12 protein-coding genes are annotated in these 13491 nt (G+C 73.1%); 4 read left to right on the top strand and 8 right to left on the bottom strand.

Features of this window, described 5'->3' with window-relative positions:
• Nucleotides 1-22 precede the first annotated feature (22 nt).
• Both ACTVAJ_RS15520 and ACTVAJ_RS15515 read left to right on the top strand, forming a co-directional pair.
• Nucleotides 23-2032, top strand: coding sequence for a hypothetical protein (locus ACTVAJ_RS15520; protein ID WP_470388862.1), 2010 nt, complete (start codon nucleotides 23-25; stop codon nucleotides 2030-2032).
• Complete coding sequence (locus tag ACTVAJ_RS15515; RefSeq protein WP_470388861.1) at nucleotides 2022-3329, top strand: hypothetical protein; 1308 nt, start codon at nucleotides 2022-2024, stop codon at nucleotides 3327-3329. The genes ACTVAJ_RS15520 and ACTVAJ_RS15515 overlap by 11 nt, the downstream gene beginning before the upstream one ends.
• 207 nt (nucleotides 3330-3536) lie before the next feature.
• Here the strand turns inward: ACTVAJ_RS15515 and ACTVAJ_RS15510 are convergent, their stop codons facing one another.
• From ACTVAJ_RS15510 to ACTVAJ_RS15495, 4 genes are all read right to left on the bottom strand, one after another.
• Nucleotides 3537-4544: a hemolysin family protein gene (locus ACTVAJ_RS15510; RefSeq protein WP_470388860.1), complete on the bottom strand. Its 1008-nt coding sequence runs from the start codon at nucleotides 4542-4544 to the stop codon at nucleotides 3537-3539.
• The gene (locus tag ACTVAJ_RS15505) at nucleotides 4541-5920 is read right to left on the bottom strand and encodes a hemolysin family protein (RefSeq protein WP_470388859.1); all 1380 of its coding nucleotides are present in this window, start codon (nucleotides 5918-5920) and stop codon (nucleotides 4541-4543) included. Before ACTVAJ_RS15505 ends, ACTVAJ_RS15510 begins: the two co-directional genes overlap by 4 nt.
• A gap of 225 nt (nucleotides 5921-6145) precedes the next feature.
• Nucleotides 6146-6706, bottom strand: a complete 561-nt coding sequence (locus tag ACTVAJ_RS15500; protein ID WP_470388858.1) for a TrmH family RNA methyltransferase — start codon at nucleotides 6704-6706, stop codon at nucleotides 6146-6148.
• 135 nt (nucleotides 6707-6841) lie between these two features.
• Nucleotides 6842-7504 (bottom strand): class I SAM-dependent methyltransferase, encoded by a 663-nt coding sequence (locus ACTVAJ_RS15495; protein WP_470388857.1) that lies wholly within the window; start codon nucleotides 7502-7504, stop codon nucleotides 6842-6844.
• A 110-nt stretch (nucleotides 7505-7614) separates the two neighbouring features.
• Here ACTVAJ_RS15495 and ACTVAJ_RS15490 point away from each other — a divergent pair, with 110 nt between their 5' ends.
• Nucleotides 7615-8151, top strand: coding sequence for a dsRBD fold-containing protein (locus tag ACTVAJ_RS15490; RefSeq protein WP_470388856.1), 537 nt, complete (start codon nucleotides 7615-7617; stop codon nucleotides 8149-8151).
• Between the two features lie 433 nt (nucleotides 8152-8584).
• Nucleotides 8585-9844, top strand: coding sequence for an APC family permease (locus tag ACTVAJ_RS15485; protein WP_470388855.1), 1260 nt, complete (start codon nucleotides 8585-8587; stop codon nucleotides 9842-9844).
• Here the strand turns inward: ACTVAJ_RS15485 and ACTVAJ_RS15480 are convergent.
• The 4 genes from ACTVAJ_RS15480 to ACTVAJ_RS15465 all read right to left on the bottom strand — a co-directional run bounded on the left by ACTVAJ_RS15480 (nucleotide 9832) and on the right by ACTVAJ_RS15465 (nucleotide 13490).
• Nucleotides 9832-10620, bottom strand: a complete 789-nt coding sequence (locus ACTVAJ_RS15480; protein WP_470388854.1) for an NUDIX hydrolase — start codon at nucleotides 10618-10620, stop codon at nucleotides 9832-9834. The two genes, ACTVAJ_RS15485 and ACTVAJ_RS15480, sit on opposite strands and share 13 nt — an antisense overlap.
• Entirely contained in the window at nucleotides 10617-11351 is a 735-nt protein-coding gene (locus ACTVAJ_RS15475; protein WP_470388853.1) for an HAD family hydrolase, read from the bottom strand. The genes ACTVAJ_RS15480 and ACTVAJ_RS15475 overlap by 4 nt, the downstream gene beginning before the upstream one ends.
• A 142-nt stretch (nucleotides 11352-11493) precedes the next feature.
• A complete protein-coding gene (locus ACTVAJ_RS15470; protein ID WP_470388852.1) occupies nucleotides 11494-12441 on the bottom strand; it encodes a VWA domain-containing protein in 948 nt (315 codons plus the stop codon).
• Between the two features lie 80 nt (nucleotides 12442-12521).
• Nucleotides 12522-13490 carry a DUF58 domain-containing protein gene (locus ACTVAJ_RS15465; RefSeq protein ID WP_470388851.1) on the bottom strand — a complete coding sequence of 323 codons (969 nt, stop codon included), beginning with the start codon at nucleotides 13488-13490 and terminating at the stop codon, nucleotides 12522-12524.
• Nucleotide 13491: the final 1 nt, after the last annotated feature.

Raw genomic sequence — 13491 nt, 5'->3', positions numbered from 1 at the left:
GGGGCTGAAGTACATTGACCGGATGGATTCCCCATCCCAGGTGAGCGTGCCCCGCCGTGCCTCCGCCCTCCTGACGGCGTCGCTGCTGGCCGCTCTCGTCGTGTCGGCCGCGTCCCCCGTCCAGGCCGACGCCGATCCGTCCCGGGAACGCACCAGTGTCGCCGCGCACTACGCCGGGCTCCTGGAGCAGCGGCCCGAAGGCGCTGCGGTGGTGGTCGACGACACGGTCCTCGGCGACTACGACCGGGCGGAGCTGGAGCGGAGCCTGCACGAGTCGTTCGACCGGCTGGACGTCGACTACTACGTCGTGGCCCGAGCCGACGTCGGCGGCGTGATGTCGGACCGCAACCTCCTGCCGGCCATCCAGGACCGGATGGGCGAACCCGGGCTGTACGTCCTCCTGCAACCGGGGGAGTCCCGGGTGCACGCGCTGGGCCGAGGAGTCGACCTGCCGCTGCGTGAGGCCGACCAGGTGATCGTTATCGAGCACCTGATGGACTACTACACGCCGCTGGACACCAAGGCCGACGTCTTCGTGGAGGCGCTGACCGCCCCCGACCTGGCCGAGCGGACCGTGCTGCCCTGGTACACGGGACTCCCGACCGCCCGGCGGGTGGAGGGCTACCTCCAGAAGCTGGCGCTGGACACCGTCGACGGCCCGGACACGCTGGGTGAGGCCACCGCGGCCGTCGTCGGGGCGACCGCGACGCTGTGGCTGCTCGTGACCGTGCTCCGCCGCAGGCGGCGCGGACGGGCCGCCCAGGCGGGGTGCGCCCGAAGACCGCCCGGGGACCGGGCCCTGACGGTGGTCCTGTTCCTGACTCCGGTCACGGGGGCCCTCGCCGTGACCGGAGCGATGGTCCACCTGCACACCGCGACCCTGCCGCAGGAGGAGGCGCAGGTGGGGCCGCCACCGCCCGCCACCGCCCCCTACGTCGCCTCCACGGACCGCCTCGAACGGGTCGCCGAGGAGCTCGCGGAGGAACCCCTGTACGTCGACCCCCTGGCGGCGCAGGACGCGGGGGACCTGTCCGGGATCGCCGAGCGCCTGGCCGTCTCCGAGCTGCCGGTCCACACGGCGGTGGTTGCCATGGCCGACTCCGACGAGTCCGGCGGCGACCCGGAGATCTTCGCGCACGCCCTCCACCACGTCATGGACGAGGACGGTGTCTTCGTCGTGGTGGACGGCTCCGGAGTGTCGAGCCCCGAGGTGGAGGCCGCCCTGTTCGGGTTCGCCTTCGACGAGGAGGCCGGCTGGAACCCCCTGTCGGATGTGACCGGTCCCCGGTTCGACGCCACGGTCGAGGGGGCGCTGGAGGAGCTGCTGGACGTGGTGGACCAGGCGTCGGCCGCCCCCGGCGAGGAACCGCCCGTACCGCACGAGGTCGAGTACAGGGCGGAACCGGGCACCGAGCGCTCACGGTTGTCCATGTTCTTCGCCGGTGACACCGGCATGTCGCTGTTGGTGCTCGGACCCCTGGCCGCCCTGGCACTCATGGGAGCGGTCTGGTCGGCCCTGGCCGCACCGGCCCGGATGAACACCGTGCCCGGGGGCTTCCTGCACCCGCGCGCCGACCGGGCGGTGCGCCGTGCGGCCAGGGCGGTCAAGGCGGCTCGGACGGACCAGGCGGGCCTGGACCGGTCCCTGCGGGAGGCCGACACGGCCCTGGCCGTCCTCGGCGGGGAACCGGACGAACTCGACCTGGTCGGGGTCGTGGTCCTGGCGGACCGCGCGGTGCGCCGGCTCCACCCCGACCCCGGCACCGCCGCCGGGGCCGACGTCCCGGTGTGCATGGTCAACCCCCTGCACGGCCCGGCCGCCGTGCACGGGGCCGGGCGGCGGGAGCCCCTGTGCGCGTCCTGCGCCGCGCTCCCGGCCCGGGCGCGTGAACGGCGCACACTCAGGGTCGCCTCCCCGTCGGGCGGGCGGCGGCCGCACCTGGACCTGGACCGGCTGTGGGTCAGGACCGGATACGGGGCCCAGGGCCCACTCGACACCGAAGACCTGATGGGGGAGTCCCGTGTTCGCTGAGTACCGATGGGGCCGGTTCCGGTCGGCCGCGGCAGCCCTCGCGGCCCTGGCCCTGGTGTCCGCGGCACCGGCGGTCGTCCTGGCCGACACCGCCGAGCCGGAGCCGAGCGCCGCGGAACGCATCGCCGCGGAACTGGAGGAGTCACCGGTCCACGTCGATCCCTCCTACGCCTCCGCCTTCCCCGACGGGTTCGCCGACGGGTTGGCGGAACGGATCGACGCCTCCGGTGTGCCGCTGCGCGTGCTGGCCGTCCCGCTGATCGAGGGCGGTGACTGGAACGGCGAGGCCGACCTGATGGTGGCGGCCGTGCACGACCGGATCGGCGGCCAGGGACACTACCTGGTCCTGTCCGGGCAGCGCCTGTCCGGGCACGACTTCGCCACCGCGAGCGAGTCCTCGTCGGGCCGCGCCACCTACGGGGCCCTGACGGTCTCACTGGAGACGGAGTACGACGCCCCGGTCACCGAGCGGATGGAGCGGGCGGTGGAGGTCGCGCTGTCCGAGGACCCCGAGGCGGTCTACCAGGAGGCCGACCGGCAGCGGGACCGGGGGTTCCCCGCCTGGTACCGCTCACTCGGGTGGGGCACGTCAGGGGCGGTGGTGCCGCTGTCCTGGACCCTGGCCGGACTCGCCCTGCTCGGGGCGGGTGTGGGACTGTTCCGCTGGCTCAGGCCCAGGAGGATCCCGTCCCTGCCCCAGCACGCCGCCTTCGACAACGCCGACCAGGCCCGCAGGGACGAGCTGGCCGCCCGGGCCGGACGGGAGCTGGTGGAGGTCGGTGAACGTGTGGGCGCCGCCGTGCCGACCGACGGCGTCCCCGAGGCGGCCGAGGCACTCCACCGGGCCCTGGACGCGCACGCTGCGGCCCGCGGTGTCTACGACCGGCTGCCCGCGGAGGGGGCGCTGGCCGACATCGCGGGGGTGCTGGTGCTGTTGGACATCGCCGAGGACCACGTGAACCGGGCCACCGCCCCGGCCGGCCGACGGCGCTCCACGACCGTGCGCGCGCACTGCTACGCCAACCCGCTCCACGGGACGCGCACCCGGGCGACACGGTGGCGCGCCCTCGGGGGGCACCGGGACATCACGGTGCCGCTGTGCCCGCGGTGCGCCGCGGCCGTCCGCGAGCGTCGGCGCCCCACGGTCCTGTCCGCGCCCCACCGCGGCCGCGAGGTCCCCTACTACGAGGTGCCCGCGGACGAGAGCGTGTGGGCGGCCACCGGGTACGGGACGATCCGGGACGACCTGGTGGCGCGGATCCTGCGCGGCGAGCACTCGGGGCACGGGCGGCCATGACGGGTTCGGGTGCCCTCAGGACGCCCGGGGGCACGTCCCTCCCGCGGTGCCGTCCCCGGGGCGCCCACGGCGGGGCCCGGGGGCAGGGGCCGACCTGTCCGGCCGGACACGTCGGGACCACCGGGCGGCCGGGGACGCCGAACGGACGGCGCCCCGGTCGGGTGGTCACCGACCACCCGACCGGGGCGCGAGAACGGTCCGCACGACCTAGGCCGCGGCCTCCAGCAGCAACAACCGGTCCAGGATGTCCTGGAGGGTGACCAGGCCGATGACGCCCTCCTCCTCGACCAGCGACAGGTGGCTGCGGCTGTCCCGCATGATGCTCATCGCCGCGTACATCGGCGTGCTCGCGTGCAGCATGAGCACCGGCCGCATCAGGTCGGCCGCGGTCGTCCCGGGCGGGCAGGTCAGGGCGTCGCGCACGTGCAGCACGCCCACGGGCTCGTCCCGGTCCATCACCACCAGCCGCAGATGCGTGGAGGAGCGGGAGACCCGCTTGATCTCCTCCAGGTCCGCGTCCGGCGCCACCGACGCGATCTCCTCGCCGGGGGTGACGATCTCACTCAGCGGACGCGAGTTGACCTCCAGCGCGGTGGCCAGTTGGTCGCGTCGTTCGGAGTCCAGCGCACCGGCCTTCGCCGAGTGCTCCACCAACTCCCGCACGTCGTCGGGGTTGTGCCCCGAGGCCACCTCGTCCACCGCCTCGACACCGATGCGGTGCAGGCACCAGTTGGTGATGCCGTTGAGGAAGACCAGCAGCGGACGGGTGAACCACATGAACACCCGCATCGGCAGCGACAGCAGCGTCGCCGACTTCTCCGGGTGCGAGATCGCCCAGGACTTGGGCGCCATCTCACCCACCACCAGGTGCAGGAAGGTCACGATGACCAGGGCCAGCACGAAGGAGACCACCGAGGCCACCGCGTGCGGCAGGCCGTGGAACAGCGGCTCCAACAGGTGGTGCACGGCGGGCTTGGAGATCGCGCCCAGCGCCAGTGTGCACAGCGTGATCCCCAGCTGGGACCCGGCCAGCAGCAGCGACAGGTCGCGCGCGTTGCGCAGCGCCGCGCGTGCGGCGGCGCTGTCGTCCGCGTCGGCCTCCAGCCGGTAGCGGCGCGCCGCCACCAGGGCGAACTCGATCGCCACGAAGAAGGCGCTCAGCGCGATGATGAGCACGGTCAGGACCAACGCGACCCACGGGTTCATGTCACTCATGCCCGCACCTCCCGGGACTCCTCGTCGGCCAGTTCACGCAGTCGCAGCTCCACCGTGTGCGGAACGTGCCGCTGCACCGAGTTCACGATCATCGTCAGTGCCAGGTCCGGGTCGTCGTCGTGGGCGCCGGCCGGACGCGGCAGGGCGAGGTCGACCTGGTCGCCGACCTCGGGCAGGCGGTGCAGCTCGTGGATGAGCAGGCCGCCCACCGTCTCGTAGTCGCCCTGGGGCAGGTCGTGCCCGAGCAGGCGCTCGGCCTCGTCCACGTGCAGGGCGCCGGGCACCAGGTAGCTGCCCTCACCCTCCAGGTGCGCCGGAGCCTCCTCGTCGGGGGAGTGCTCGTCGGCGATCTCCCCGACCAGTTCCTCGGCCAGGTCCTCGGTGGTGATCACTCCGGCCAGACCGCCGTACTCGTCCACCACGCAGGCGAACTCCTCGTTCGCCTCACGCAGCTGGCGCAGCACGCCGGGCAGTGCCAGCGACACCGGCACCATGACCGTGGGCCGGGCCACCTCGGTGACCTTGGTGTCGTTCAGGTCGCGTTCGCCCAGGGCCAGGACGTCACGCAGGCAGATCACGCCCACGATGTCGTCCACGCCGTCGCCCAGGACCGGGAACCGCGAGTGGTCGGAGGCCATCAGCTCCACGACCCGGCTCACCGGGTCGCCCTCCTCCACGGTCGCCACCTCGGGCCGCGGGATCATCGCGTGCCCGGCGGTGCGCTCGTGGAAGTCCAGGGTGCGGTCCAACAGGGTGGACAGCTCCGCGGGCAGGTCGCCGGTCTCACGGGACTCGGCGATGATGCTCTCCAGGTCGCGCGGTGTCGCCGCGTGCTGGACGTCCTCGACCGGGGTGATCCGCACCGCCTTGAGCAGCACGATCGCGGCCTGGTCGAACAGCCAGATGACGGGTCCGAAGACCTTGAGGTAGGCGTTGGTCGACAGGGCCAGCCATCGGGCGACCGGTTCCGGCCTGGCGATCGCCAGGTTCTTGGGGAACAGCTCGCCGAACACCATCTGCACGACGGTCGAGAACAGCAGGGAGACGGCGATGCCCACGGCGAGGCCGGTGCCCATGGGCACTCCGGCCCACCCCAGGAGCTCGCCCAGCCCCCGGCCGAGCAGCGGCTCGGCCACGTAACCGACCAGCAGACCGGTCACGGTGATGCCCAGCTGGGCACCGGAGAGCATGAACGAGGTGCGGTCGGTGACCCTCTTGACGCGCTGGGCGACGGGGTCGCCCGCCGTGGCCCGCGCCCGCACACGCGAGCGGTCCACGGCCATGTAGCCGAACTCCTGGGCGACGAAGTAGCCCGTCGCCGCGGTGATCAACAGGATCACCAGCATTCCGGCGATGATACTGAGGACGGTGCTCATCGGGCACGCACCCCCTGGGTCCGCCGCTGGGCGGGGTTCCTACGAAGGTACGCGCCCCTCGAAGAAGGAGGCTCGTCGGAGTCGGGTTCACAGCATCCACGCGGGATGCTGCTGGTACTTCGGGACGGGTCCACTGTTCCTCTCTCTGCGCCTTGGCGCGTTGGGTGTGATTGATGTGGTCCTGGTGAAGTAAAAGACGATTCGGACCGGGTCAAAGGTTCCCGGTCAGCCTCCGACGGGGGCGTCGGCCTCGTCACCGAGGGCCGCCCACTCACGGCGACGCGCCTCGGACAGGGCGATCGCGGTCGCCACGGCGACGTTGAGCGATCCGACCCGGCCGATCTGCGGGATGTAGGTCACCGCGTCCGCGCCCGACAGCAGCGCGGGGGAGCAGCCGTGGTCCTCGGCGCCCACGGCCAGGCACACGTCCGGCTCCAGCGGCGCGGCGTGCAGGGGCACGGCTCCGTCGGCCAGTTCGACGGCGACCACCCTGTAACCGTCACCGCGGGCCGCGGACAGGGCCTCGGCGGTGGTGGCCAACCGGGTGTGCGGCACCTTGGCCGCCGTGCCCAGGGCGGTCTTGCCGACCTTGGGGTCGTTCGGGTCCGCGCTGTTGCCCGTGAGCCACAACCGGTCGACGCCCAGGGTCGCGCACGTGCGCAGGATCGACCCCAGGTTGTAGGGCTGGGTGACGGATTCGACGAGGAGCGCGAGCCGCCCCTCCGTGCGCCTGCGCCACTGGCGGTTCAGGCGTTTGACGTCCGTGGGACGCAACTGCGTGCTCAACTGCGGTGTGTTCCTCAGCGGGTCTGTTCCGGGACGGTCCCGGTGGTCCGGTGTTCGCAACAGGTTACCGGTCAGCCGACGTGACCGCACTCCCGGCCCGGGACACAACAGGCAAAAACGGAGTCCAGGCTCCGTTCAGGCGGTCTCGGACCGGCGCACGGCCAGGACGCGGAACCCCGCGCGCGAGGCCACGCGCTGGGCGGGCAGCCCCCGGGCGTCCAACCAGCGCTGGAGCGAGTCAGCGCCCAGGTGCTTCTGGACGACCAGGTGGGCCGTGCCCTCGGGGGTGAGCCGTCCCAGCCACGTCCGCAGCATCGCGTGCAGCACGCCCTTGCCCACCCGGATCGGCGGGTTGGACCAGACCGCGTCGAACGGTCCGAGCAGGTCCTTGGCCGTGGCCGCAGCCTCCGCCGACTCCCGCCCCTGGTCCGCGGCCAGTTCGCCCTCGGGCGAGACCACCGCGAAGCGCGCGTGGTCCAGTCCGTGCTCGGCGGCGTTGCGCCGGGCCAGACCCACGGCGCGCGCGTTGACGTCCACACCCAGCACACGCGCGCCGGGTGCGCGCGAGGCCATGGTCAGGGCGATCGGCCCGTACCCGCACCCCAGGTCGAGCAGGCGGCCCTGCGGAGGCGGCGGGGGCACCGTCTCCAGCAGCACGCGCGTGCCCAGGTCGACCCTGTCCGGGGAGAACACGCCGCGGTCGGTGCGCAGCCGCAGGTGCAGGTCGGGCAGGACCAGGTCCGCCGTCGAGGGGCGGCTGGCGGCGTCGGGATCGGAGTCGAAGTAGTGCTGGGCCACGTCGTGACGCTACCAGGGGCAAGACACTCCCGTGCCCCGGGCAAAAACCTCCCATACCACCAGAAACGAAATCGCCAAGCCTCCGGTCCTGGCGGTGCTCAGTGCAGAAGATGGAGGTAGCCGAGGTTTGTGGGGGAAGCATGCGAGCACACGTAGGTGACCGACTCGTAGTCGAGAGCCCGCGCGCCGACACCCATCGCCGGACCGGGGTCGTGACCGACGTTCGTGGAGCCGACGGAGCACCGCCGTACCAGGTGCACTGGCTCGACACCGATCAGGGCCACGACACCCTCGTGTATCCGGGGCCGGACGCGCACATCGAGCACACGCCCGGCGTCACGGGCACGCAGGCGGAGGGGGCGAGCACCATGCAGACGACGAAGCGCTGGGATGTCGATGTCGTCGTGTCCGAGGAGGCCGAGGGCGACACCGCGCGCACATGGGCCGAGGTCGGTCTGGTCGCCGACGACGGGACGGCGCTGAGGGGTCACGGTATGGCCCGCAAGCACCCGGCGGACCTGGACGTACCCGAGATCGGTGAGGAGCTCGCCGTCTCGCGTGCGCTGTCCGACCTGTCCCGGCAGCTCCGCCAGGTGGCCGCGGAGGACATCAACGAGAACACCGGGACACCGTGGCGGCCCAGCTGACCCGGCCGCCGGGGCGCACGCCCGAGGTCGCGTCCCGTGGAACGCTCACCTGAGGGGTCGCCGTCCGGGCGCCGCCACGCCTGCGCACTGCGGGGCGGTCCGCGAGCCGGGGACGAGCCCCGGGCGTGGCCGGGGAGGAACCGTCCCCGGCCTCCGGGGCGCCAGACGGGAGCGGGTACCGCGCCGCAGGGGGGGCGGTGGACGGCGACGGGCGGGCCGAAGGAAACACAGGCGAAGGCCCCCGGCCGCGTGCCGGGGGCCTTCGCCTGCCCGGCCGCGCCGAGACGACCCGAAACACCAAACGTCCATGTCCGGAACCAGTGCACGTCACCGGCCCGACCGGAAGTGGCCACCCCCACCACGGGTGGTCCGCACGGGTTGGTCACCCGCATCGGGCAGACTCGGAACCGTTCCACCGATCCAAGGAGGCCCGTTGCCCACCTCTTCCGGAGCCCAGGCCAGACCCGCCCGTGCGCTGGGCACCGTCGACGCGGTCGCCATCGGCGCGGGCGCGATGCTCGGCGCCGGGGTGTTCTCCGTCTTCGCCCCGGCGGTGGTGGGCGCCGGGGCCTGGCTTCCGGTCGCCATCCTCGTGGCCGGTGCGGTGGCCTACTGCAACGCGATCTCCTCCGCCCGCCTGGCCGCCCGCCACCCTTGGTCCGGCGGCGCCTACGTCTACGGCCGCGAGCGTCTGGGCGACCTGTGGGGCTACCTGGCCGGCTGGTCCTTCGTGGTCGGCAAGATCGCCTCCTGCGCCGCGATGGCGATGACCTTCGCCGCCTACGTCCTGCCCGGCTGGGAGAAGCCCGTGGCCGTGGCCGCCGTGGCCGCGCTCACGGCCCTGAACTACCGGGGTGTGCACCGCTCGACGTTCGTGGTCAAGATCCTGGTCGCCGTCGTGCTGGCGGTCCTGCTCGCCGTCCTGGCGGCCATGGGCGTCAGCGGGCGGCTCGGGGCGGTCCTGGAGGTCGACGGGCTCGGTCCCTGGCCCGGCTCCTTCGGCCTGCTCGGCTCGGCCGGGATGATCTTCTTCGCCTTCGCCGGGTACGCCCGCGTGGCCACGCTGGGCGGTGAGGTCCGGGACCCGGCCACGACGATCCCCCGCGCGATCACCCTGTCCCTGGGCGGTGTCCTGGCCCTGTACCTGGCCGTGGGCACCGGGGTGCTCATCGTGTTGGGCCGCGAACGCCTGTCCCAGAGCACCGCTCCGCTGGTCGACGCCGTACGTGTGGCGGGGTTCCCCGGGCTGGTCCCCGTCGTCGTGGCGGGGGCGGCCCTCGCCAGCCTGGGGGCGCTGCTCTCCCTCGTGCTGGGGGTGTCGCGGACCACGGCCGCGATGGCCGCGGACGGCCATCTGCCCCGGTACCTGGCCGCCGTCCACGAGCGCCACGGGGTACCGCACCGGGCCGAGGTCGCCGTGGGTGCAGTGGTCGCAGCGCTCGTGCTGTTCACCGACCTGCGCGGGGCGATCGCCTTCTCCGCCTTCGGCGTGCTGGTGTACTACGCCATCACCAACGCCTCGGCGCTGCGGCTCGGACCGCACGAGAACCGACCGCCCCTGTTGGTGCCGGTCACCGGCCTGGTGGGATGCGTGGTCCTGGCGTGCAGCCTGCCGCTGCCGGTGGGAGCCACCGGGCTGGCCGTGCTCGCCGTCGGCGCCGGCCTGTGGTGGCTCCGCGATCAGCGGCGCTGAGACCGGTTCCGGGAGTACCGGACCAGGAACTCCAGCCCGCGCCGCGCCGTCGTCGACAGCCGGAGCCCGGCCAGCTCCTCGGGCGTGAACCAGGAGCAGTCGGCGGTCGATCCCGCCCTCTCCACCACCCTGGGCTCACCCGGACGGGACACGTGCACGTGCGAGAACACCCACACGCCGTGGACCTCCGGTTCGCCGGGGCGGGTGCGGTGGTGGCTGGAGACGGTGATCAGGTCACCGATGACACCGTCCTGCCCGGTCTCCTCGACGATCTCGCGCCGCAGCGCCGTGCGGACGTCCTCCCCGGCGTCCACACCCCCTCCGGGCAGGTGCCAGGTGCCGGCGCCGGGGAAGCCCTCGGCGATCAGGCACAGCAGCACGCGGCCCTCGGGGTCGGTGACCATGCCGTAGGAGGCCAGACGGCTCATCCGGGCCCCGGGGTCGCCGGGGTCCTCGTCGGGAGCCAGCTCCCCGACGGCGGGGAGCAGACCCGCGGTCGGGAGCACGGAGGGCCAGGCGCCCAGGGACGCGGGTTCGGCGTACACCACCCGGTCCACGTGCAGCCGCCGCCCCTCCGGTGTGGACGCGAGCTCGGTCACCACGTCCACCGCCACGAGCGGGGCCCCACCGGGCAGACCGCCCAGTTCGCGGGCCACCGACTCGGGTTCCTCCCCGAACCGCAGCCGCCGCCCGCGCACGGTCGGACCGGCCGCGCCCGAGTACACCAGATGCACGGTGACCCGGCGTGCCGTCTCCGAGGAGGGGTAGGGCCTCACAGCGCCCCCGAGGTGGCCGGGTTGGACAGGCCCACCAGCTGGAGCAGCTCGTCGAGACCGGCGATCGTGGTCACGCCCTCCAGGTGCTGGCGGCCCTGGCGGTCGATCATGATCGGGCGCATCCGCGAGGCCACGGCACCGACCCCGTCGGACTGGATCTGGTCGCCCACGTGCCAGCAGGCGCGCGGGTCCACGCCCAGGCGCTGGGCGGCCAGCTCGAAGATCCTGGGGTCGGGCTTGCCCGCGCCGGCGCTGTCGGCGCAGACCACGGTGTGGAAGTACGGGGTCAGTTCCAGGGCCTGCATCTTCGCGTGCTGGAGGGCCTCCACCCCGTTGGTCACCACCGCGAGGCGGTACCCGGAGGAGGCCAGGGCGTTGAGCACGGGGAGGGTGTCGGGGAAGACCTGCCAGCCGGAGCGGTGGGCGTCCAGGTAGAGGTGGTAGAGCTCGTCGCAGTGCTGGTCGGCGATGTCGGCGTGACCGGCCTGGACCGCCAGGGCGCGGATGCGCTCGCGCCGCTGCTGCTCCAGGCTGAGCCCGCCGCGCAGGTAGGCGCCGAAGGAGATCTCCGTCTGCACGTCCCACAGGGTGCGTGCCGCGGTGAAGTCGGGGTGGCCGAGCCGCTCCATCACCGCGCGCAGTCCCGTGGAGGACGCGGCGTTGTCGTCGATGAGGGTGTCATCAAGGTCGAAGCAGATCGCGGTGGGGGCCGCTGCGGGTATGTTCGGCATCGTTCCTCAACTGAATGGGCAGGACAAAACATGCCAACGCTAACCCGTGGGCAGGACAGAAAAGGTGTAAACCCCGCCTAAAGGGATGTGGCCAAAATCACTGTACGCAGGGTGTGGCCCCCTCTCCCCTGAGGTCAGAGCCTCACGGCAGGCGCTGGAACCACAGGAGTGATGTCACAGCGGTGGCCGTGCCGAGCAGAATCGCAATCAACACGAAACGCGTCACGATCTCCTCGTGTACCCACTCGGTGCCCAGGGAGGAACCGATGTCCTCGTACACCTCGTCCAGCTCGGTCTCGCTCTCGGCCTCGTAGTAGTGGCCCTCGGTGTCCTGCGCCAGCTCCATCAGCGCCTCCCGGTCGATGTCGGCCGGCACCCGGTAGCCGTCGATCTCGATCATCGCCGCGCCGCTGCCGAACGCGATCGTCGACACCGGCACCCCCGCCTCGGCCGCCGCCGCGGAGGCCTCCCCGATCGCCCGGCCGCTGGTGTTCTCCCCGTCCGACAGCAGCACGATCGCCGACGGCGGCGGATCCTCCCGCGAGTCCTCGTCGAAGCCGCGGATCGCCTCCAGGGAGGCGAACACCCCCTCGCCGATCGCCGTTCCCGGACCCAGGCGCAGGTTCTGGATCGACCCGACCACCGCCTGGTGGTCCTGGGTGGGGGAGGCGACCACCGTCGCCGCCGAGGAGAAGGACACCAGGCCCACGTTGAACCGGTCGGGGAGGGTGTCCACGAACCCCTGCGCCGACTCCTTGGCCGCGTTGAGCCGGTCGGGCTCGATGTCGGTGGCGGCCATCGACAGGGACACGTCCACCGCGACGATGATGGTCGCCCGCTCCCGGGGCGCCTCCACCGGCATCGCGGGCAGCGCCAGGGAGGAGATCAGCACCGCCAGGGTCGCCATGAACAGCGCGGCGGGCACGTGGCGGCGCACGTCCGGGCGTTGGGGCACCACCTGGTCGAGCAGCGCGAGGTTGGTGAACCGGGCCGCGTACCGGCGGCGCCGGGTCTGCGCGAACACGTAGACGGCCACGAGCACCAGCAGGGTCAGCAGCCACCACAGCCGCTGGGGTTCCAGGAAGGTCATGGCTCACGCCCTCCGCGCGTCGGCTCGGTTCCGCGGGGCGCCCCCGCGCCGTCGCTGTCGCATCTTCGGCCCTTCCGTGTTCATCGGGGGGTTCCCGGGGTGTGGCGCGCCAGGTGGTGGGCGGTCCGCCGCTGGTGGATGACGAACCGCGCCGTGTCCAGGACCCAGTCGCGGTCGGTGCGCAGGACCAGGTGGTGGACACCGCAACGGCGCAGGGCCGCCCGGATCGCGGTCCGCTGGGCGTGCGCCGCCCGCCGGTAGCGTTCGCTGACCGACCTGGTCAGCCGTACCTCGCGCACGCGTCCGGTACGCGGGTCGCGCAGGGTCACGTTCCCGATCGGGGGCACCTCCAGCTCCCGGGGGTCGAGCACCTCCACCACCAGGACCTGGTGGCGGGAGGCCATCAGCCGCAGCGGCCGTTCCCAGGGGACCGGGCCGCCGTCGAGGGGGGTGTCGAGGAAGTCGGAGATGACCACGCGCAGGCCGCGCCGACGTCGGGTGCGCACCAGGTCGGTGCACGCGTCGGCCAGTGTGGCCCGGTCGGGCGGGGGGTGGTCCTCGTCCCCGGTCGGGGCCGCCGCCACCGTCGCCAGGAGCGACAGCAGGGCCTCCTTGCCGGATCGGGCGGGCCAGCGGCGCACGGTGCCCCGGTGCAGGAAGTGCGCGCCGAACCGGTCGCCCACCCGCTGGGTGAGCAGGTTGGCGGCGACCAGCGCCCCGACGGCCACCTCCCGCTTGGACCGCAGGCCCGTTCCGAAGTCCATGCTCGGTGACAGGTCCAGCAGGGTCCAGCTCTCCAGCTCCCGGTCGGCGACCAGGTCGCGCACGTGCGGGGTGTCGGTCCGCGCGGTCACGGCCCAGTCCATCCGCCGTACGTCGTCCTCGCCCGGCCGGTACAGCCGCGCCTCGGCCGCCTCGGAGCCCGGTCCCAGGCGCAGCCCCAGATGCTCGCCGTGCAGCAGGCCCTCCAGGCGGTGCACGATCCGCAGGTCCAGGCGGCGCAGCGCGGCCCGCAGCCGCGGGTCGGTGCCGATCATGGGTGCGGACACG

The organism is Nocardiopsis sp. KDC1DS13DA1, assembly GCF_055632325.1.
This window is presented reverse-complemented; position numbering and strand designations above follow the sequence as displayed.

Coding starts and splice junctions, on each gene's coding strand:
- ACTVAJ_RS15520 (WP_470388862.1), top strand. CDS start 23: ATGGATTCCCCATCCCAGGTGAGCGTGCCCCGCCGTGCCTCCGCCCTC.
- ACTVAJ_RS15510 (WP_470388860.1), bottom strand. CDS start 4,544: ATGAGTGACATGAACCCGTGGGTCGCGTTGGTCCTGACCGTGCTCATC.
- ACTVAJ_RS15505 (WP_470388859.1), bottom strand. CDS start 5,920: ATGAGCACCGTCCTCAGTATCATCGCCGGAATGCTGGTGATCCTGTTG.
- ACTVAJ_RS15490 (WP_470388856.1), top strand. CDS start 7,615: ATGGAGGTAGCCGAGGTTTGTGGGGGAAGCATGCGAGCACACGTAGGT.
- ACTVAJ_RS15475 (WP_470388853.1), bottom strand. CDS start 11,351: ATGCCGAACATACCCGCAGCGGCCCCCACCGCGATCTGCTTCGACCTT.
- ACTVAJ_RS15470 (WP_470388852.1), bottom strand. CDS start 12,441: ATGACCTTCCTGGAACCCCAGCGGCTGTGGTGGCTGCTGACCCTGCTG.